The organism is Pacificispira sp. HM-600, assembly GCF_977993705.1.
The window spans coordinates 1810322-1829539 of the sequence record NZ_OZ388079.1 but is presented as its reverse complement, the minus strand read 5'-3'; the positions used below and the strand labels follow the sequence as shown (position 1 = coordinate 1829539).

At 69.5% G+C, this 19218-nt stretch carries 20 protein-coding genes; 19 read left to right on the top strand and 1 reads right to left on the bottom strand.

Annotated elements, in window-relative coordinates; translation table 11 throughout:
* Window positions 1–6: 6 nt before the first annotated feature.
* The 18 genes from cmtR (at window position 7) to ACXZ1E_RS08575 (ending at window position 16601) form a co-directional block, all read left to right on the top strand.
* Window positions 7–342: a Cd(II)/Pb(II)-sensing metalloregulatory transcriptional regulator CmtR gene (cmtR, locus tag ACXZ1E_RS08660; protein ID WP_067165134.1), complete on the top strand. Its 336-nt coding sequence runs from the start codon at window positions 7–9 to the stop codon at window positions 340–342.
* Window positions 339–683, top strand: a complete 345-nt coding sequence (locus ACXZ1E_RS08655) for a hypothetical protein (protein WP_048809235.1) — start codon at window positions 339–341, stop codon at window positions 681–683. The genes cmtR and ACXZ1E_RS08655 overlap by 4 nt, the downstream gene beginning before the upstream one ends.
* Window positions 680–2785 (top strand): heavy metal translocating P-type ATPase, encoded by a 2106-nt coding sequence (locus tag ACXZ1E_RS08650; protein ID WP_458040135.1) that lies wholly within the window; start codon window positions 680–682, stop codon window positions 2783–2785. Before ACXZ1E_RS08655 ends, ACXZ1E_RS08650 begins: the two co-directional genes overlap by 4 nt.
* A gap of 215 nt (window positions 2786–3000) precedes the next feature.
* Window positions 3001–3453, top strand: coding sequence for a hypothetical protein (locus ACXZ1E_RS08645; RefSeq protein ID WP_045246905.1), 453 nt, complete (start codon window positions 3001–3003; stop codon window positions 3451–3453).
* Window positions 3454–3557: 104 nt separating this feature from the next.
* Window positions 3558–4214, top strand: coding sequence for a DsbA family protein (locus tag ACXZ1E_RS08640; RefSeq protein WP_458351926.1), 657 nt, complete (start codon window positions 3558–3560; stop codon window positions 4212–4214).
* An 11-nt stretch (window positions 4215–4225) separates the two neighbouring features.
* Entirely contained in the window at window positions 4226–5233 is a 1008-nt protein-coding gene (locus ACXZ1E_RS08635; protein ID WP_231902747.1) for an NAD(P)-binding domain-containing protein, read from the top strand.
* Between the two features lie 13 nt (window positions 5234–5246).
* Window positions 5247–5963, top strand: coding sequence for a copper resistance CopC family protein (locus tag ACXZ1E_RS08630; RefSeq protein WP_048809232.1), 717 nt, complete (start codon window positions 5247–5249; stop codon window positions 5961–5963).
* Entirely contained in the window at window positions 5960–6235 is a 276-nt protein-coding gene (locus ACXZ1E_RS08625; protein WP_045246902.1) for a TFIIB-type zinc ribbon-containing protein, read from the top strand. Before ACXZ1E_RS08630 ends, ACXZ1E_RS08625 begins: the two co-directional genes overlap by 4 nt.
* 77 nt (window positions 6236–6312) lie before the next feature.
* Window positions 6313–6846, top strand: a complete 534-nt coding sequence (locus ACXZ1E_RS08620) for a signal peptidase II (RefSeq protein ID WP_045246901.1) — start codon at window positions 6313–6315, stop codon at window positions 6844–6846.
* On the top strand, window positions 6846–7178 hold the full coding sequence (locus ACXZ1E_RS08615) for a DUF6804 family protein (protein ID WP_458351925.1): 333 nt from the start codon (window positions 6846–6848) through the stop codon (window positions 7176–7178). The genes ACXZ1E_RS08620 and ACXZ1E_RS08615 overlap by 1 nt, the downstream gene beginning before the upstream one ends.
* Complete coding sequence (locus ACXZ1E_RS08610) at window positions 7175–7774, top strand: TlpA family protein disulfide reductase (protein ID WP_045246899.1); 600 nt, start codon at window positions 7175–7177, stop codon at window positions 7772–7774. The genes ACXZ1E_RS08615 and ACXZ1E_RS08610 overlap by 4 nt, the downstream gene beginning before the upstream one ends.
* Complete coding sequence (locus ACXZ1E_RS08605) at window positions 7771–8526, top strand: cytochrome c biogenesis CcdA family protein (protein ID WP_458040134.1); 756 nt, start codon at window positions 7771–7773, stop codon at window positions 8524–8526. The genes ACXZ1E_RS08610 and ACXZ1E_RS08605 overlap by 4 nt, the downstream gene beginning before the upstream one ends.
* Window positions 8507–10195 (top strand): cytochrome c biogenesis protein ResB, encoded by a 1689-nt coding sequence (gene resB / locus ACXZ1E_RS08600; protein WP_045246897.1) that lies wholly within the window; start codon window positions 8507–8509, stop codon window positions 10193–10195. Before ACXZ1E_RS08605 ends, resB begins: the two co-directional genes overlap by 20 nt.
* Entirely contained in the window at window positions 10192–11133 is a 942-nt protein-coding gene (locus ACXZ1E_RS08595; RefSeq protein WP_045246896.1) for a cytochrome c oxidase assembly protein, read from the top strand. The genes resB and ACXZ1E_RS08595 overlap by 4 nt, the downstream gene beginning before the upstream one ends.
* Before the next feature lie 3 nt (window positions 11134–11136).
* The gene (gene lnt / locus ACXZ1E_RS08590) at window positions 11137–12756 is read left to right on the top strand and encodes an apolipoprotein N-acyltransferase (protein ID WP_101305216.1); all 1620 of its coding nucleotides are present in this window, start codon (window positions 11137–11139) and stop codon (window positions 12754–12756) included.
* 313 nt (window positions 12757–13069) lie between these two features.
* Window positions 13070–14086 carry a c-type cytochrome biogenesis protein CcsB gene (gene ccsB, locus ACXZ1E_RS08585; protein ID WP_045246027.1) on the top strand — a complete coding sequence of 339 codons (1017 nt, stop codon included), beginning with the start codon at window positions 13070–13072 and terminating at the stop codon, window positions 14084–14086.
* Between the two features lie 129 nt (window positions 14087–14215).
* Window positions 14216–16195, top strand: coding sequence for a cytochrome c oxidase assembly protein (locus tag ACXZ1E_RS08580; RefSeq protein WP_045246025.1), 1980 nt, complete (start codon window positions 14216–14218; stop codon window positions 16193–16195).
* 10 nt (window positions 16196–16205) lie between these two features.
* Window positions 16206–16601: a DUF4307 domain-containing protein gene (locus tag ACXZ1E_RS08575; protein WP_045246023.1), complete on the top strand. Its 396-nt coding sequence runs from the start codon at window positions 16206–16208 to the stop codon at window positions 16599–16601.
* 39 nt (window positions 16602–16640) lie between these two features.
* On the opposite strand, the gene ACXZ1E_RS08570 is transcribed toward ACXZ1E_RS08575, so the two are convergent.
* On the bottom strand, window positions 16641–18677 hold the full coding sequence (locus ACXZ1E_RS08570) for a heavy metal translocating P-type ATPase (protein WP_048809453.1): 2037 nt from the start codon (window positions 18675–18677) through the stop codon (window positions 16641–16643).
* A gap of 78 nt (window positions 18678–18755) precedes the next feature.
* Between ACXZ1E_RS08570 and ACXZ1E_RS08565 the strand changes: the two genes are divergently transcribed.
* Window positions 18756–19088 (top strand): ArsR/SmtB family transcription factor, encoded by a 333-nt coding sequence (locus tag ACXZ1E_RS08565; RefSeq protein WP_045246029.1) that lies wholly within the window; start codon window positions 18756–18758, stop codon window positions 19086–19088.
* Window positions 19089–19218 lie beyond the last annotated feature (130 nt).

Genomic DNA, 19218 nt, shown 5'->3' with positions numbered 1-19218 from the left:
CAGCCTGTGCTGACTCTTACTTCTCGCCTCGATGTGATGAACCGGCTGGGTCGGGCGATGGCCGACCCGACCCGTTCCCGGATCCTCCTCACACTGCTGGACGCTCCCGGCTACCCGGCTGAGCTGGCACGAGATCTCGAGCTGACCCGCACGAACGTCTCGAATCATCTGACGTGCCTGCGGGGCTGCGGGTTGATCGTCGCCACACCGGAAGGTCGGCGCACCCGGTATGAGATCGCCGACCCGCATCTGACCCAGGGGTTGCGACAGCTGCTCGAGGCGGTCGTCGCCGTCGACGAGGGCGCCCCGTGCATGGACGATCAGTGCGAGTGCTGCGCATGAGCCTCATCGACCGTGACCTGCTGCCGGTGGCCTGCACGCTGACGCCCGGCGCTGGTGCTGCACAGCTAGCCGCGTGGCAGGAATTCAACGACGACTACCTCCTCGACATCGACAGGACGGCCGCCCAGATCACCGTCCACTACCCAAAGATCGACGACGCGACCGCCCGGCTGACGGAGCTGGTCCGCACCGAGCAGTCCTGCTGCGCGTTCGCGACTTGGGCGATCGACACGACCCACCCCGACCTGCGCCTTTCCGTTACCGGCACCGATGACGCACTGGCCGCGCTCACGTTCCTAGAGCAGACGCCCGCCCCCGCAACGAAGGAGAGCGTGCAGTGAGCGAAGAGTGTTGCGGCCCCAACGAGCCGCGCAAGCCCGGTACGGTCCGGCGCATCGAACTGTCCCGGCCGCTCTCGACCGGTGACGCCTGCTGCGCCGCGGAACCCTCCTCCAAGACCGCGGCGCCAAGCGCGGTGCACGATGCGGGCGATGCCTGCTGCGGCCCCGACCTCGCCACCACCCCCACCGAGGCGGACGAGGAGCCGGAGGTCCGCCCGCCCTGGTGGCGCGACTTCGCGTTGCTTCCCTCCGCGCTGTCCGGGCTGTTCCTCCTCGCCGGATACACGTTCGAGTGGACTGGTCTGCACATCCCGGCGCTGGTGCTGCAGTGGGCGGCGCTGCTCGCCGGCGCCTACACCTTCGTCCCCGGCGCGATCCGCCGCCTCATCCGCGGTCGCCTCGGGGTCGGGCTGCTGATGACCATCGCCGCGATCGGCGCGGTCCTGCTCGGCCACGTTGGCGAGGCCGCGACCCTGGCGTTCCTGTTCTCCCTGGCCGAGGCGCTTGAAGACCGGGCGATGGACCGCGCCAAGGAAGGCTTGCGCGCCCTTCTGTCCCTCATCCCCGACACTGTCCGCGTCTCCCGCCTAACCAGCGACGTCACGATCCCCGCCGCGGACGTGCGTGAGCTGGACATCCTCGTCATCGGTGCCGGCGATCGCATCGCCACAGACGGCGTGGTCGTGGAGGATAGGTCGAGCCTGGACACGTCGGCGATCACGGGCGAGTCGATCCCGGTCGAGGTCGGCCCCGGCGATCCGGTCGCCGCCGGTTCGGTCAACGGGGCGGCGACGTTGCGGATCGAGGCAACTGCGGACGGCCGCGACAACTCCCTCACCCAGATCGTCGCCCTCGTGGAGCAGGCCCACGCCCGCAAGGGCAACCGGGCACGCCTCGCCGACCGGATCGCGAAGCCGCTCGTTCCCGTCGTCCTGATCGCCGCTGCCGTGGTCGCCCTGTTCGGGCTGCTGGTCGGCGACCCGTGGACCTGGATCGAACGCGCCCTCGTCGTCCTGGTTGCGGCATCCCCGTGCGCGCTGGCCATCGCGGTGCCCGTGACGGTGATCAGCGCGATCGGAGCGGCGTCAAAGTTCGGCGTCGTCATCAAGTCAGGTGAAGCGTTCGAGCAGCTCGGCACGATCCGCGCCGTCGCCCTCGACAAGACCGGCACCCTCACCCGCAACGAGCCCACCGTCGTCGACGTCCAGCCCGCACCCGGTATCACCCGCGACGACCTGCTCGCCTGGGCCGCCGCCGTGGAGGCCACCAGCACCCACCCCCTCGCCGCGGCCATCATCGCGGCCGCACCCGTCGCCAGCCCCGCAACGGAGGTGGTCGAGGAGGCCGGGCATGGCATCACCGGGACCGTCGACGGCCGGGCGATCCGGGTCGGCAATGTCCGCTGGCTCCATCCCGCCGGCCAGCAGTTGAACGCGGAGGCGATTGCCGCGCAGGGCATGACCGTCGTCGTGGTCGAGGCGGACGGGCAGATCGCCGGCCTGATCGGCGTGCGGGACGAGCTGCGCCCGGAGTCGGCCGAGACGGTCCGGATGCTGCAGTCGCAGGGCATTGAGACCATCATGCTCACCGGCGACAACACCCGCACCGCCCACGCCATCGCCGCCGAGGCGGGCGTAACCGACGTTCGCGCCGAGCAGCTGCCCGCCGACAAGGCCGCCGCGATTGAGGCGCTCGTCACGCAGCAACCGACCGCGATGGTCGGCGACGGCATCAACGACGCCCCGGCACTGGCGACGGCGACGGTCGGGATCGCGATGGGTGTGAAAGGCTCCGCGGCGGCGATCGAGTCCGCCGACGTCGCCTTCATCGGCCACGACCTCCGCCTCATCCCCGGCGCCCTCGCCCACGCCCGCCGCGGCCGACGCATCATGACCGCCAACATCGGTCTGGCTCTGGCGATCATCGTCGCGCTGTTCCCGCTCGCCCTGTTCGGCATCCTCGGGCTCGCCGGCGTCGTGCTGGTGCATGAGATCGCCGAGGTCGTCGTCATCCTCAATGGCGTCCGCGCCGCCCGTCGCCCCGCTGCGCTACGGCAACTCGCCACGGTGCCCGCTCGCCAGCCCGAACCCGCCCACGCCTGACCACCGACCCCTCGCCCCGCGGTGGCAGAACACCGCCCGACTTGGAACCGGCCCTTGTGAAGACCCCCATCAAAGCCACCTTCGCCACCGTTGCCGTCGTCATCGTCCTGGTTGACCGGCTAGCCGCGCCGGACCCGGCCGGCGCTGCCGGCGCTCCCGTGCTCGGGTGAACCGGGCTCCGAATGGGTTTAGGTGCGCACGGTAGGCTGTGGGCGATGGTCTCTTCGGCCCGGACTCCGCGCTCCACGACGCTGAATGAGCAATTGTTGATAATGAGGCTCATTACCAGCGTCGGTTTGGCGCTGCTGCTGATGTTGGGTCTGGCAGCGACGGGTCACACAGAGGCGGACGGTTCGACTCCTGTTCCGCTGGTGATTTCTGGGTTCATGGACCCCCACGTCGAGCCCGTGGCAGACGCCCCAGTCGAGCATGAGGCGGTCGCCGGTGGCGTCGTTTCTGGGCCGAACGCGTTGGTGGGCGCTGCGCTGTGCATGTTGGGCGTGTTGTGCGGGCTGACGTTCATGGTGGTGCTGCGGGGGTTGTGGCGTCGGCGGATGCCTCCGGTTCTCGGTGACGGGCCACGGATGCCTTCGCTGCTTCCGGCGCCGGCTGCCCGTGCTCACCCGATTGTCTTTTCGTTGACGCAGTTGGGTCTTTCCCGAACCTGACATTGTGGCACGCCACCCTTTCCGGGTGGCGCTTCGTCCCGGGCTGCGTGCCCGGGTTCTGTCCTGTGCCGTGTCTTGGTTTGGAGTACCCGATGAAAACCCCTGTGAAGGCGACGCTCGTCACCATTGCCGTTGTGGTGGTGATGGTGATCGCCGCGTTGATCTATGTCCTTGTCAATCAGAGCCAGTCCGCTCCACCTTCATCTGGGGGCGGTGACGCATCCCCGCAGGTGGTGCGGGAGAGCTCGCATGTCCTCGACGACGGCGGGGAGGGCGCTGTCACCCTGGTGGAGTTCCTCGACTTCGAGTGCGAGGCGTGTGGCGCGTTCTTCCCGATCGTGGAGGATATGCGGGAGCAGTTCGCTGGGGAGATCACGTATGTGGTCCGCTACTTCCCGCTGCCCGGTCACTTCAATTCGAAGAACGCGGCGGTCGCGGCGGAAGCGGCCGCGCAGCAGGACCGGTTCGAGGACATGTATGTCCGGTTGTTCGAGACGCAGGCGGAGTGGGGTGAGGCGCAGGAGTCTCGCGCCGACCTGTTCCGTGGCTTCGCGGAGGAGATCGGTCTGGACATGGCCGCCTATGACGCCGCCGTGGCGGACCCGGCTACGGCGGAGCGGGTGGAGCTGGATTTCGAGGAGGGCCAGGCGCTCGGGGTGAGCAGCACGCCGACGTTCTTCCTCGACGGTGAGCTGCTCGAGCTGCAGGAGTGGGACGACCTCGAGAACGCCATCCAGGCTGCGGTGAACGGTGGCCGGTGATGCGGGCGGGTTTGACGCATCGGCGGGCGATCATCGTCGGCGCCGGGCAGTCTGGGCTCGCGGTTGCCGCGGCTCTGGCCGCGGAAGGGCTGCGGCCGCAGCACGAGTTTGTGGTGATCGACGCCGCCAGCACGGGGCAGCGTTCCTGGTCCTCACGGTGGCATTCGATGGAGCTTCTCAGCGACGCCCGGCATAGCGCGCTGTCTCCGCGGCGGCTGCTGGGTGACCAGCGCCGGCATCCGCGAGTGGACGAGATGGCGGACTACCTCACCTTCGTGGAAGCCGGGCTGGGCGTGGAGACGGTCTGGGGCATCCAGGCGACCGGGGTGGAGCATCGCGGGAACGGCTCGACTCTGCTGCTGTCGACGACGGCAGGGGAGGTGCAGACCCGCAACGTGATCTGCGCGACGGGCGCGGCCGCGCACCCGCGGATTCCGGAGTGGGCGTCTCTGCTGACGATGCCCGGGGTGGTGCTGCACAGCAGCGAGTACCTGTACCCGAAGCAGATCCCCGTCGGCGACGTGCTCATCGTGGGCGGCGGGAACAGCGGTGTGCAGCTGGCCCGCGAACTGTCCGCGTCGCACACCGTGACGCTGTCCGTGCGAACCCGGCGGCAGCATCGCCCCGCGATGAGCTATCCCGCCGCGGCGGGGGAGAGGGTGCCGCTGTTCTCGCGGGAGCGTCGCCCCGAGCCGATCTTCGGCGACAGCTATGAGCAGCTGCGCCGCGTCGGGGTCACGATCGCAGCTGCGGTGCAGGACGCGGCCGGCGCCGGGGTGACCTTCGCCGATGGCACGCAGGCATCCCCCCGCTCGGTGATCCTCGCCACCGGCTACACCCCTGGCGACGACTGGCTCCCGGAACCGGCCCGCGTCGACCGGCCGCGGCGCACCCTGACCGGCCTGCCCGGGCTGTTCGTGGCGGGGATGCCGCAGTACGGCGGCCGCGGCTCCGACACCCTCGCCGGGGTCTGGAAAGACGCGACGACGATCGCCCAGCACATCATCAACCGGCCCTGAAAGGACCACCGCCTTGACCACCGTCACCGACCACGAACACCCGCACCGATCCGGCTCACGGAGACGCATCCTCCTCCTGTCCACTCTGACGACGCTGCTGCTGGCCGCCGGGCTCCTGTTCGCCACCGCGGCGCCCGCAGCCGCGCACGATGAGATCGTCTCCTCCTCCCCGGAAGCCGGATCCACGGTCAGCGTGGTCCCGGAGGAGATTTCGCTGACGTTCAGCGGCGAGATCCTCACCGATTTCAGCGCCGTGATCATTGAGGTGGTCGCCCCGGACGGGCAGAACATCGCATCGGGGGATCCGGTCATCGACGGGACCACGGTCACCCAGGCGGTGACGCCTGGTCAGGCGGGCGTGTACACGGTGCGGTGGCGGGTCGTGTCCAGCGACGGGCACCCGATCAGCAACGAGTACCAGTACACCGTCGAAGCGGTCACCGTCCCCACCAGCGCCCCTACCCCCGAAGCGACCGAGGAGCAGACACCCGACCCGTCTCCCACATCTGCCGCCAATACGTCCGGAGAGGTTCACAACGGGCCATCCGGAGGTGGGGAACTCCTCCCCGTCCTTGCGGTCCTGAGTGGCGTAATCGTGCTGGGCGGCGCGCTGGTGGTCGTGCTCATGGTGGCCAGAGAGCGTCGTCGCCGCGACCGAGCAGCCGCGGCCGCGGCCGCCGCGGATGGTGGAACCGCCGACGACCAGCAACAGAAGGAGAACCCCTCATGAAATGTCCGGTCGACGGGACCGCCCTGCTGATCACGGAACGCTCCGGGGTCGAGATCGACTACTGCCCGCAGTGCCGGGGCGTCTGGCTGGACCGTGGCGAGCTCGACAAGATCATCGACCGCGCCGCCGACCTTGCTGGCGGCGGCCGGCAAACCAGCACCGCCCCCTATCCGCGCGAGGGCGACCACCGTTCTGACCGCGACAGGGATCATCACGGTCGCTCCGGGCGTCGGCGGAAGGAAGGGTTCCTCGGTGACCTCTTCGACTTCTGACACCAAAAACCTCTTCCTGATAGCCGGTCTGATGACCGGGTTATCAGCGGCCCTCGCGAACGCAGGAGGAGCCGCTGATGGTTCGTGAGCAGACCCGGCGGTTCGCGGTCGCGTGCCTGGCCGCCGCTGTGGTGGTCCTGGTCGACCAGGCGACGAAGGCGGCCGCACTGGGAGGGTTGAGTCAGGAGGAGCGGATCCCGCTGCTGGGGGATCTGCTTGGGCTGCAGCTCGCGTTCAACCCCGGCGCGATCCTCTCCCTCGGAGCCGGGGTCACCGGGCTGCTCACTCTCCTCGGGGTCGGTGCCGTGGTGCTGCTGGTCGTCGCCGCCGCGCGGGCGCGGACCGGATGGTGGGCGATGGGGATCGGCCTGATCCTCGGGGGCGCGATCGGGAACCTGATCGACCGGCTGTTCTCCCCCCCTGGGTTCGGGGTCGGGCACGTCACCGACTTCCTCGCCTACGGGAACCTGTTCATCGGCAACCTCGCCGACGTCGCCCTCGGTGCCGGCGTCATCGTCCTCGGCCTGAGCCTGTGGACCCGACACCGCCGCTCCCGCGTCAGCGCGGACAGCGCGGCGCCTGCGACGGGCTCCGTGGTGAGCGGGTCATGATGGCGAAGCAGCGGACCTCGTCCGTATACCAGCGCAACGCGTTCGCGCCGGGGCTGCTCGCGGCGGCGGTGTTGTTCCTCGCGCCGGTACTGATGGGCGGGGACTGGTTCACCGTTGTGCTGTTCGTCGCCGCGATCTTCGCGGTCATCGTGGGGTGGTTCGCGATCCAGGCGCGGCAGTGGTGGTGGTTGCCTGTGTTCGTCGTGATCGCCGTGATTTGGAACCCGGTGTTCCCGTTCCCGTTCACCGGCCCGGTGTGGACTGCGGCGCAGCCGGTCGCCGCGGTCGTGTTCCTGGTCGCCGGCGCCCTGATCAAGGTCAAGCGCGCATGATCCGCCGCCGCGTCCTTGCCGCCATGACGCTGGTCGCGGCGCTGCTGCTGGCCGGGTGCACGTCCAGCGACTCGCTCGCGCAGCAGTACCGGGACGGAAGCGAGAAGGGCTACATCGCCGGTGACTTCCAGATCGTCGAGATCCCGGATGCCGACCGCGGGGAGCCGGTGGTGTTCGAGGGCGTCACCGAGACCGGGGAGACGGTGTCCAGTGACGACTACCGCGGCGGGGTGCTGGTGGTGAACTTCTGGTACGCCGCGTGCGGGCCGTGCATCGTCGAAGCCCCGATGCTCGAGGAGGTCTGGCAGGAGTATCAGGACCAGGGCGTCGCGTTCCTCGGGGTGAACACCTACGACCAGCCAGCCACCGCACTGTCGTTCGCCCGTGACAACAACGTCACCTACCCGAGCGTGATCGACGTGAACGACGGACGGGTCAAGCTCGCGTTCGCGCAGGTCACTCCGATCCAGGCCACCCCCACCACCTTGGTCATCGACCAGGAGGGGCGGGTCGCGGCGCGGATCATCGGGCAGTTGGCCAGCGCGTCGATCCTGTCCACCCTGGTCGCCGACACCCTCGCCGAGGACACCTCATGAATCCGGGAGCGGTGATCGTCGACGGCGCCCTGTGGGTCGCGATCCTCGCCGGGCTGGTGTCGTTCGTGTCCCCGTGCGTGCTGCCGCTGGTGCCTGGCTACCTCGGCTACCTCGGCAGCACCACCACGACGACCGCGGCCCCCACGCTGGACGGGGGGCGCACGGTGACGGCGGAGCGCGCGCGGCTGCTGCTGGGCGTGACATTGTTCATCGCCGGGTTCACCGTGGTGTTCGTCGCCGTCACGATCCTCGGCGGCACCTTCGGGTACCTGCTGCTGCAATACGCCAATGTGCTCACTCGCGTCTTCGGGGTCGTCATCATCGCCCTCGGCCTGGTGTTCCTCGGCTTCTTCGGCATTGCCCAGCGCACCCTCCGCCCTCGCGCCCAGGGTAGGACCGGGCTGATCGGGGCGCCGCTTCTCGGGTTCGCGCTCGGCGTCGGCTGGACCCCCTGTATCGGCCCGACGCTCGCAGCGATCATCTCTATGTCGTGGAACCTCGGTGACCCCGCCCGCGCGGGCCTGCTCGGGCTCGCGTACTCGCTGGGCCTGGGCATCCCGTTCCTGATCCTCGCGGCCGGATGGGGGTGGGCGTCCCGATCGGTGACGTTCCTGCGCCGCCACATCCGCGCCCTGAACATCATCGGCGGGGCCATGCTCATCGCCCTCGGCCTGCTGATGGTGACCGGGCTGTGGACGGCACTGATGTCGCAGCTGCAACAGGTGGTGATCAATGTCCCCCTCCCGCTCTGACACCGGCATCGACGTCACCGCCGACCCGCTACGCCCCGGCGACCACGCCGACAGCGAATCCGCGACGGAGATCACCCAGCCGGCGCTGGGCATCACCGGGTGGTTGCGGTGGGCATGGCGGCAGCTGACCAGCATGCGCACCGCATTGGTCCTGCTGCTGTTCCTCGCGATCGCCGCCGTCCCCGGGTCCCTGTTCCCGCAGCGCAGCGCCGACCCCAACGGTGTCATCCAGTGGGAGCGGGACAACCCTGACGTGTTCCCCCTCGCCGATGCGGTCGGCCTGTTCGACGTGTACCTGTCGCCGTGGTTCTCCGCGATCTATCTGCTGCTGTTCACCTCCCTGATCGGCTGCGTGATCCCGCGCGCCAAGCACCACTACAAGGCGCTCCGCTCCCGCCCCCCTCGCACCCCGGCCCGGCTGTCGCGGCTCTCGGAGTACCGGGAACTGACCTTGCCGAGAGAGGAAGGGAGGACCGACCCGGCCGCGCACGCGATCGACGTCGCGGCAGAGCAGCTGCGCAAGGCCGGATACCGGGTGGAGCGATACGACGCCCGCGGAGCCGCGTCGGTGTCGGCCGAGCGCGGCTACCTGCGCGAGACCGGCAACCTGATCTTCCACGTCGCCCTCGTCGGCGTGCTGGTCTCGGTCGCGATCGGCGGGTCGTTCGCGTATACCGGGCAGCGGGTGGTGGTGGAGGGCACCACGTTCGTGAACGCGCTCAGCGACTACTCCTCGTTCAACCCCGGCCGTTTCGTCGACGGCACGGGCCTTGCCCCCTACTCGCTCACCCTCGACGACTTCCAGGTCTCCTACCGGCTGCCCGGCACCCCCGGCGCAGGCCAGGCCGGAGACTTCTCCGCCGACATCACCATCCGCCAACCCGGGCAGGACGATCGGGCGCAGAGCGTGATCGTGAACTACCCGATCACCGTCGACGGCGATCGCATCTACCTGCTCGGCAACGGCTACGCCCCCACCCTCACGATCCGCGACGCCGCCGGCGAGGTGGTGTACAGCGAGTCGCAGCCGTTCCTGCCGCAGGACTCCAACATGACCTCGCTGGGCATCATCAAGATCCCGGACGGGCTGCCCGAACAGGTCGGGCTGGTCGGGTTCTTCTACCCCACCCAGGGGGTGTTGCCCTCCGGCGCGTTCACCTCCGTCTACCCGGACGTGGTCAATCCGGTGCTGACTCTCAACGTGTTCAGCGGGGATCTCGGCATCGACGACGGCACTCCGAGGTCGGTGTACACGCTCGAGGTCGACGGGCTCACCCAGCACACCGGCGGCGACACCGCCGCCGACTCCCTTGAGCTCACCCCCGGCGCCACCGTCGACCTGCCGAACGGGTGGGGCACGATCACCTGGGAGGAGGTCACGGCGGAGGAGCCGGTGAAGCGGTTCGCGTCGCTGCAGATCCAACGCGACCCCAGCAGCGGCTGGGTGCTCGCGTTCTCCGTGCTCGCCACCCTCGGCCTGTTCGCCGGCCTGTTCGTGCCCCGCCGCCGGCTCTGGGTGAAAGCCCGCACCACCCCGGATGGTGTGCACGTCGAGTACGCGGGACTGGCCCGCGGCGAAGACCCCGCTTTGGCGCGCGCCGTCGACGAGTTCGCGACCCGCCACGCGCACGCCCTCGGCGTAGACCAGCCTGCGAAGGACACACCGTGACGACCGTGTGGATCCCGGACGCCCCGCCGACCCTCGGCGGGTTCCTCACCCCGGCCCCGCTTCCGGCTCCGGTGCTACCGCTCCTCGCGGGACTCCTCGCGGTCGCCTACCTGGCCGGTGCGATCCGGATGTGGGTCCGCGGCCGCGGCTGGCCGGTGTGGCGGACGGTCAGCTTCCTGCTCGGCTGCGTCGCCCTCGCCGCGGTCACCGGCCTGGCGGTGGAGAACTTCGGGTACGCCCTGTTCTCGGTGTTCATGTTCCAGCAGCTCACCCTGATGATGGCGATCCCGCCGCTGCTGGTCCTCGGCTCTCCCGGCACCCTGCTGCTGCGCGCCACCCCGCACCACGGCCCAGGTCTCCTGGTGCTCCGCGCCGCGCACGCCGGGCTACGCAGTCGCACCGCACGGTGGCTGCTCAGCCCGTGGCTGGCGGTGCCGCTATACCTGGCCGCGTTTTACGGTCTGTACCTGGCGAACTTCGCCGATCCGATCCTGTCCACCGTCACCGGCCATACCCTCCTCGAGGTCGGGTTCCTGGTCGCCGGGATGCTGTTCACCATCCCGATCCTGTCGTCGGACCCGCTGCCGGTGCGGATGAGCCACGGCGGCCGCGCCCTGGACGTGTTCGCCGAGGCCGCCCTGCACGCCTTCTTCGGCGTCTTCCTGATGATGGCCACCACTACCCTCATCGACGGGTTCGCCGGCCCGACGAGCGCGCTGGGCATCGACCCGATCGAAGACCAGCGCCTCGCCGGCGGGCTGGCCTGGTCCTACGGCGAGGCCCCCACCTTGCTGATGCTCATCTACGTCATGCACCGCTGGTTCCGCGACGACACCGCCCAAGCGGTCGCCGCCGACCGTCGCGCCGACGCACACGGCGACCCTGAGCTCGACGCGTACAACGACTACCTCACCCGACTCCACCAGAAAGACACCTGACCGATGCGCACGCCTTTGCCGACACCCGCCCCGGCCGCCGCGCCGGAGCAGGAGACGCCGCGCCGCACCGTGGCGGCATGGTCGCTGCCGGTGTGGGCGGCGGTGCTGGCATCCGCGGCCGCCGGCCTGCTGCTGGATCTCGCCTCCGCACCGGTGGGGTGGTGGCCGTTGACGTTCGTGAGTGTCACGGTCGCCCTGGTGGCCCTGATCGGCCGCAGCATCGGCGGGGCGCTGCTGGTCGGCACTGTGTTCGGCGCCGTGTTCTACACGACCCATCTGGTGTGGGTGGGGGAGTTCCTCGGCCCGGTGCCGTGGCTTGCCCTCGCCGGGCTGGAAGCGGTCCTGTTCGGCGCGGGCGCGGTGCCGATCGCGCTCGCCTACCGGTGGACCGCCCGCTATCCGGCCCGCGGCCTCGTGCAGCTGCTCGCGGTACCGCCGCTGATCGGGGTTCTGTGGACGGCCCGTGAGGTGGTGATGGGTGCGTGGCCGTACTCCGGGTTCCCGTGGGCGCGCCTCGGGATGACCCAGGTGGGCGGCCCGCTCGCGGAGGCCGTGTCGTGGACGAGCGTGACCGGCCTGTCCCTGCTGATCGTCATTCTGTGCGCCTCTGTGGTGCAGTGGATCCGCGCCGGCGGCATCCGCTTCATGCTCGGGTTGCACCCTGCTGTGAGCGTCGCCGCTCTCCTGGTGATAGCGCCGCAGTTCCCCACCGCGCCGGCCGGGGAGTTCCGCGTGGGATGGGTGCAGGGCAACGGCCCCACCGGGTACTTCGACGACAAGGTGCCCGGCGACGTCCTGGCCGCGCAGACCGCCGCCACGGTGCCGCTGTACGGGCAGCCGATGGATCTGCTGGCCTGGCCGGAGGGCGGCGTCGACGCCGACCCGCTCAGTGATCCCGCCGCCGCCGAGGCGTTGGACCGGGTCGTGCGCTCGGCCGGGGCGCCGTTGCTGATGAACGCCGCCACCACCCGCGGCGACGATGTCTTCAACACGTCCCTGCTGTGGACCGCGGATCCCACGGGCCGGCAGTGGCACGACAAGGTCAACCCGGTCCCGTTCGGCGAGTACGTGCCGGACCGGTGGTTCTACGAGCTGATCGTCCCCGACCTGGTGGGCTTGATCCAACGCGAATACACCCCCGGCAGCAACCCGCCGCTCGTGCAGGTCGGCGACGTCGGGGTGGGGTTGGCGATCTGCTTCGACGTGATCTACGACGCCGTGATCTGGGACGGTGCCCGCGCCGGCGCAGAGGTGTTCGTGTTCCAGACCAACAACGCCGACTTCCGCGGCACCGACGAGAACCTGCAGCAGCTCGCGTTCGCCCGGATGCGCGCCATCGAAACCGGCCGCGCGGTCGTCAACGTCTCCACGGTGGGCACCAGCCAGGTCATCACCCCGGACGGCACCACCGTCGACAGCATCGGCGTCGACACCGTTGACGCGTCGATCACCACCGTCCCGCTGCGCACCGGACTCACCCCGGCGGTGATCCTCGGTCCCTGGCTCACCGCTCTCATCGTCCTCGCTGCCGCCGGCGCTCTCACCGCGGCGGGGTTCTCCCACCGTGCCCGCACGCGTGCGGCCGCCGCAGATCGTTCGACTGATCCGGGGAGGCACCCATGAACACGCCACGGATGAGGCCTGCCGGAGGTCGACTGGCCTGGTCGCTGCGAACGCTGGCGACGGGCAGCGATCTCACCCTTCCTGGTGACCTGACGGCGGAGGAGTGTGGGTGCGCGCCCACGCCCGCGGAGAGCCGCGCATTCCGGGCCGGGGTGAGCCGGCGCACTCTGCTGACGGCGGGAACATTGAGCGCGGCCGTGGACTCGCTGGCCTGGCTGGAAGCGAACGCGGGCTGACCGATGTGCACGGATCTACCGCGCCACCCCGCTCGCGGGCACCCCCTGACCGCAACGACGAAGAGGACGACCCTGCCATGACCGGAACCGACGCGCTCTCCCTCGACGGCATCTCACTGCTGCTGGTGTGGACGGCGATCGCCACCTACCTGCTCGCGTTCATCGCGTACACCATCGACCTGGCCGGGCGCTCCGTCCCCGCCAGCGTCCCGCAGCGGGAGCCGGTCCTGGCCGGCGCTACCGCACGGGCGGGCCAGCAGACGGACAACGCCCAGAGTGGGTCGGTGGACAGTGTTCGCACGCCGCCCGCGCAGCGTCAACGGCTGCTGTGGGCGCGGATCGGGACGTCGCTGACGGTCCTCGCGTTCCTGTTCCACCTGGCCGGCACCATCCTGCGCGGCATCGCCGCGGAGCGGGTGCCGTGGGCGAACATGTACGAGTTCGCGCTGACCGGCACGGTCTTGATCGTGGCCGTCTACCTGCTGGTGCTGCGCCGCTACGACCTCCGCTTCCTCGGTGCGTTCCTGATCGGCATGGTGGTGCTGCTGCTGGGTGGCGCGACGGTCTCGTTCTACGTCGAGGTCGTTCCGCTGATGGATCCGCTCAAGAGCGTGTGGCTGGTCATCCACGTCTTCGTCGCGTCCCTGGCCACCGCCCTGTTCGCGATCGCCTGCGGCATCTCCATCACCCAGCTCCTGCAGGCCCGCCGGGAGCGCCGCACCCGAGCATCCTCGGACACTGCCCGCGCCGACGGTCTTGGGTTTCTGCGCACTCTGCCCGCCGCCGACGTGCTCGAGTCCCTCGCGTACCGGTTCGCGATCGTGGGGTTCGTGTTCTGGACGTTCACCCTGATCGCCGGCGCGATCTGGGCCAACGACTCCTGGGGTCGCTACTGGGGCTTCGATGTCAAGGAGGTGTGGACGTTCGTGATCTGGGTGCTCTACGCCGGCTACATCCACGCCCGCGCGACCCGCGGCTGGCGCGGCACCCGCTCCGCCTGGCTGTCCATCATCGGGTTCGTCGCGGTGCTGTTCAACTTCACGATCGTGAACATGTTCTTCCAGGGCCTCCACTCCTACTCCGGGCTCACATGACCCCGCACCCCTGCCCCGCCCTCTTGCCCGAGCCGAAAGCACGCACATGACCCCGATACTCTCGATTCCCGCCACCACGGGTGCGGATGCCACTGAACGCGGACAGCGGTCACTCCGACCGCGACAGGAATGACTCCTCGCGTCTTGCGGGTCGCAGGGCCTGCGATCCTCGGCGGGGTCGCACTCATCGCCTTGGTCGGGGCGTTGTGGTTCGGTGGGGGTGCTGCGCAGATCCCACTCGGCGACGCCGGCCCTGTTGTGCGCTGGGGGCTTCCGGTCACGAAACTGGTCGTGAATCTCGCCGCCGCGGGCATGGTCGGTGTGCTCGTGACCGCCTTGTTCACGCTGCGGGCCGGTGAGCGCGAGTTCGACGTCGCCCTCGATACCGCGTCGATCTCTGCAGCCCTGTTCACCGTGGCCGCGGGCGCGACCGGGTTCCTCACGCTTCTCAGCGTGTTCAACCCGGCCATCGACGCAGGCCCCCAGTTCGGTGCCCAGCTCGGCCGGTTCCTCGTCGAGCTCGAGGTCGGCAGGACATGGCTGATCACGACGGTCGCCGGCGCCGCCCTCACCGTCCTGACATTCGCCGTGCGGTCCTGGGTCGGGACGCTTCTGGTCGCCCTGGTGGCGGTGGCCTCGCTCGTGCCGATGGGCACGCAGGGGCACTCCGGCGATGACGCCTTCCACCACGAGGCGATGATGGCGCTCATCCTGCACATCATCGGCGCCGCGGTGTGGCTCGGCGGGCTCCTGCTGCTCATCGCCGTCCGTCCAGCCCTCGACCGTCGCCGCATCCCCGATCTCGTCGCCCGCTACTCGAGCATCGCTCTGGCCGCGTTCGTGCTCGTCGCCGTGTCCGGCACGGTGCGCGCCGCCATCGGCCTGCAGGAGTGGTCCGATCTGCTCTCGCCCTATGGCGCGATCTTGGGCATCAAGGTCGTCGCGCTCGTCGGCCTCGGCCTCTTCGGGGCGTGGTACCGCACCCGCCTGATCGGCAGGATGCGCAGCTCCGACGCGGCATCCCGCCCTTTCTGGATGCTCATCGCGTTCGAGCTGGCACTGATGGGTGTGGCCAGCGGCGCCGCCGCAGCGCTGGCCCGCACTCCGCCACCGAACCCGGCCCCGCTTCCCGAGATCCCCTCGCCGGCAGAACGCCTCACCGGTGCCCCGCTGCCCCCGGAGCTCACGATCGAACGGTGGGTCACCGCGTGGAACGTGGACATGTTGTGGGCGGTGCTCGCCGGGTTCGCGATCTTCTTCTATCTCGCCGGGGTGTGGCGGCTGCGCCGGCGCGGCGACGCGTGGCCTGTGTATCGCACGATCATGTGGGTCGCCGGCATGGTGCTGCTGGTCTGGGTCACCGGCGGCGTCGTCAACGTCTACCAGGACTACCTGTTCAGCATGCACATGGTGGGGCACATGCTGCTCACGATGGCGATCCCGGTGCTGCTGGTCGCCGGCGCCCCGGTGACCCTCGCCGCCCGGGCGATCCGCAAACGCGACGACGGCACCCGCGGCGGGCGGGAGTGGATCCTGTGGGCGGTGCATTCGCCCGTCGCCCGCATCCTGACGAACCCGTTCGTCGCGGCCGCCCTGTTCATCGGCTCACTGTGGGTGTTCTATTACACCGACCTGTTCCGCTGGTCGCTGTACGACCACCTCGGCCACCAGTGGATGATCGCGCACTTCCTCATCACCGGCTACCTGTTCGCGCTCTCCCTGATCGGCATCGACCCGGTGCCGTGGCGGCTTCCCTACGCCGGCAGGCTGCTGCTGCTCATCGGTGTGATGGCGATGCACGCGTTCTTCGGCATCGCCATCATGATGCAGTCGGGGCTGATGGTCGCCGACTGGTTCGGGTCGATGGGTCGCACCTGGGGTGTCACACCGCTCGAGGATCAGTACACCGGCGGCGGTATCGCGTGGTCGATCGGTGAGATCCCCACCCTGATCCTCGCGATCACGGTCGCGATTCAGTGGAGTCGCAGCGACGACCGCGAGACCAAGCGGCGAGACCGGCACGCCGACCGCACCGGCGAAGCCGAGCTCGAGGCCTACAACGCACGCCTCACCGAGCTCGCCGACCGCGATGCTCGCAGCCGCAGATAGGGCGCACTACGTGACGACGAAAGAGGAGCTCGCCGACCGCTACGGTCGGGGACCGCGGCCCATCCGCCGCCGCGTGTTCTGGGTCACCGTCGCGACGGCGGCAATCCTGTCTGTCGCCGGGCTTTCGTGGCTGACTGTCTCGAACTCGCTCGACGACGTCGGATTCGACGAGACCGGATACGAGCTGGTCGATGCGCGCACCGTGACCGTATCCTTCCAAGCCACGCCACCCGCTGGGACGTCGTTCGCATGCGCGGTGCAGGCATTGGATGAGGACTTCGGCATCGTCGGTTGGCGGGTCATCGAGTACCCCGCGTCCGAGGAGATCACACGAGCACTCGTGGAGACCATCCCGACCGTCGCGCAGGCAACGACCGGCACCGTGCAATCCTGCTGGGCCACATAGCCGCGCAAGGGAGGCCGTCGCCTGCGCCGGCTGAGTCTCTCAAGCGGTGGGCCTGTCTTCGTGGTCGATGCCGTGGTGCTCTTTGCCGCGCTCGAAGTTGAGCAGGCGGAGTGCGTTGCCGACGACGATCAGGGTGGAGCCTTCGTGGATGAGTACGACCGCGCCGATGTTCAGGCCGAGGAAGGTGGCGAGGATGAGGAACGCGACGATCGCGAGGCTGGCGATGAGGTTCTGCCGGATGATGCGGCTGGTGGCGCGGCTGAGCCGCACGGCGAACGGGACGCGGCCGAGGTCGTCGCTCATCAGCGCGATGTCGCAGGTTTCCAACGCGACGGTGGAGCCGGCGGCGCCCATCGCGATGCCGACGTCGGCGCGGGCCATCGCGGGGGCGTCGTTGACGCCGTCGCCGACCATCGCGATCGGTCGGTGGGTTTCGGCGAGGCGGGTGATCTGAGCGACTTTGTCCTCGGGGAGCAGTTCGCCGATCGCGGTGTCGACGCCGACTTCCCGGCCGACCGCGTCGGCGACGCGCTGGTTGTCGCCGGAGATCATCACGAGCTGCCCCACGTTCGCGCCCCGGAGCGCGCTGAGCACCTGGGCGGACTCCGCGCGGGACGCATCCATCACGCCGACGATGCCGAGGAACCGGTCGCCACGGCGGATGATCATCAGCGTCTGCCCGGAGTCCCGCGCCTGCGTGTACGCGTCGGCGAGCGTGCCGGTCAGCGCGAGTTGCTGCTCGTCGAACATGCGCAGGTTGCCGACGTCGACCCGCTCGCCGTCGATCGTCGCCGTGACGCCACGCCCGACGACCGCGTTCAGGTCTGTCGCGGTGAGGCGCTCGGCCTGGGGGACGCGGGGCTCGAGGTCGCGGACGATCGCCTCGGCCAGCGGGTGATCGCTGAGCGCTTCGACAGCGACCAGAGTGCGGATCAGCTCGGACTCGGGCACGTCGGCGGCGGGGGTGACGGACGTCACCCGGGGGGCACCCCAGGTCAGGGTGCCGGTCTTGTCGAACGCCATCGCCTTGACCCGCCCGAGCGTCTCGAGCGGGGCGCCGCCCTTGACGAGCACCCCGGCACGCGCAGCACGGGCGACCCCTGCCAGCACCGCGGCCGGGGTTGCGATCGCGAGCGCGCAGGGGCTGGCGGCGACGAGCACGGTCATGGCGAGGTAGAACGCGTCGGGGAACGGTTGCGCGAACGCGAGCCAGGAGATCAGGAGGGTGACGGCGACCCCGAGGATCACGGCGGGCACGTACCAACGCTGGAACCGGTCGATGAACTGCTGTGTGGGGGAGGCGGCCTGGTCGGCGGAGCGGACGAGCTCGACGACCTTGCTGAGCGTCGAGTCCGCGGAGGTCGCGGTGACCTCGACCTCGAGCACGCCGGACCCGTTCACGGTGCCGGCGAACACACGGTTGGCGGCGGGCAGGGTGTCGACGGTGCGCATCGCCCGCTCCGGGTCGGCCACCGGCTCCTTCTCCACCGGAATCGACTCCCCGGTGACCGCGGACTGATCCACCGCGGACACCCCGGAGATCACGAACCCGTCTGAGGGAATGCGGGAGTTCGGGCGGATGACGACGATGTCCCCGACGACGATCTCCTCCACCGGCACCTCCACCGGCTCGTCCCCGCCGCGGCGCACCAGGGCGCTGCGGGGAGCGAGCTCGGCCAGGGACTCGATGGACTTGCTGGCACGGCTGAGGGCGTATTCCTCGAGCGCGTGGCCGAGGCTGAACAGGAACAGCAGCACCGCCCCTTCCGCCCACCGGCCGATGAGGGCGGCGCCGATCGCGGCCACCAGCATGAGGAAGTCGACCTCGAACTTCCCTCGCATCGTCGAGGCGATCGCGGTGCGGAACGTGAAGAACCCACCGAAGAAGTAGGTGGCGAGGAAGAACACCAACGGCCACCCGACCATCGGCAGCCCCAACGCGAACTCGGCGATCATCCCGCCGGCGTAGGTCACGCCCGCGGCGATCGCGAACCACAGCTCCCACCGGGCCGAACCGTGGGAATGGTCGTGCGTCTCCGCAGCGGGCGCGGTAGTCGTCGGGGAAGAAGCAGTCATGCGACCAGGATACATCACAAGATCATGATATATTGTAGTTGTGAATGATTATCGTGGTCGGAGGGCACAATGGTGAGCATGGCCGGTACTGAGACGCGTCGGGAAGCAGGCACCCTGTCCGTAGCGGATGCTGAGCGTCTCGCCGAGATCATGCAGGCACTGGCGTCACCTGTGCGGCTGCGCATTCTGAGCGCGCTGAGTGTTCAGCCGAGCACCGTGACCGACCTCAGCGAACAGCTGCACATCGGACAGACGACCACATCGAACCATTTGCGGCTGCTGCGGCATCTGAGCCTGGTCCTTGGCACGCGCGACGGCCGGCACATCCACTACTCGCTCTTCGACGACCACGTCTCCGAACTGCTCGAGGAGGCCATCGGGCACCTCGAGCATCTGCCCGGCGGAGGATGACGCCTGCCGGAGCTCCCCGATTGACGAGAGTATTCCCGTTCACGTCGGGGGGCGCTGCTGCGGCCGGGGAGAGCGCGTCGCTGCCGGTTCGGACACGCTGCATGGTGTGTAGCCGATCGCCGCGACGGCC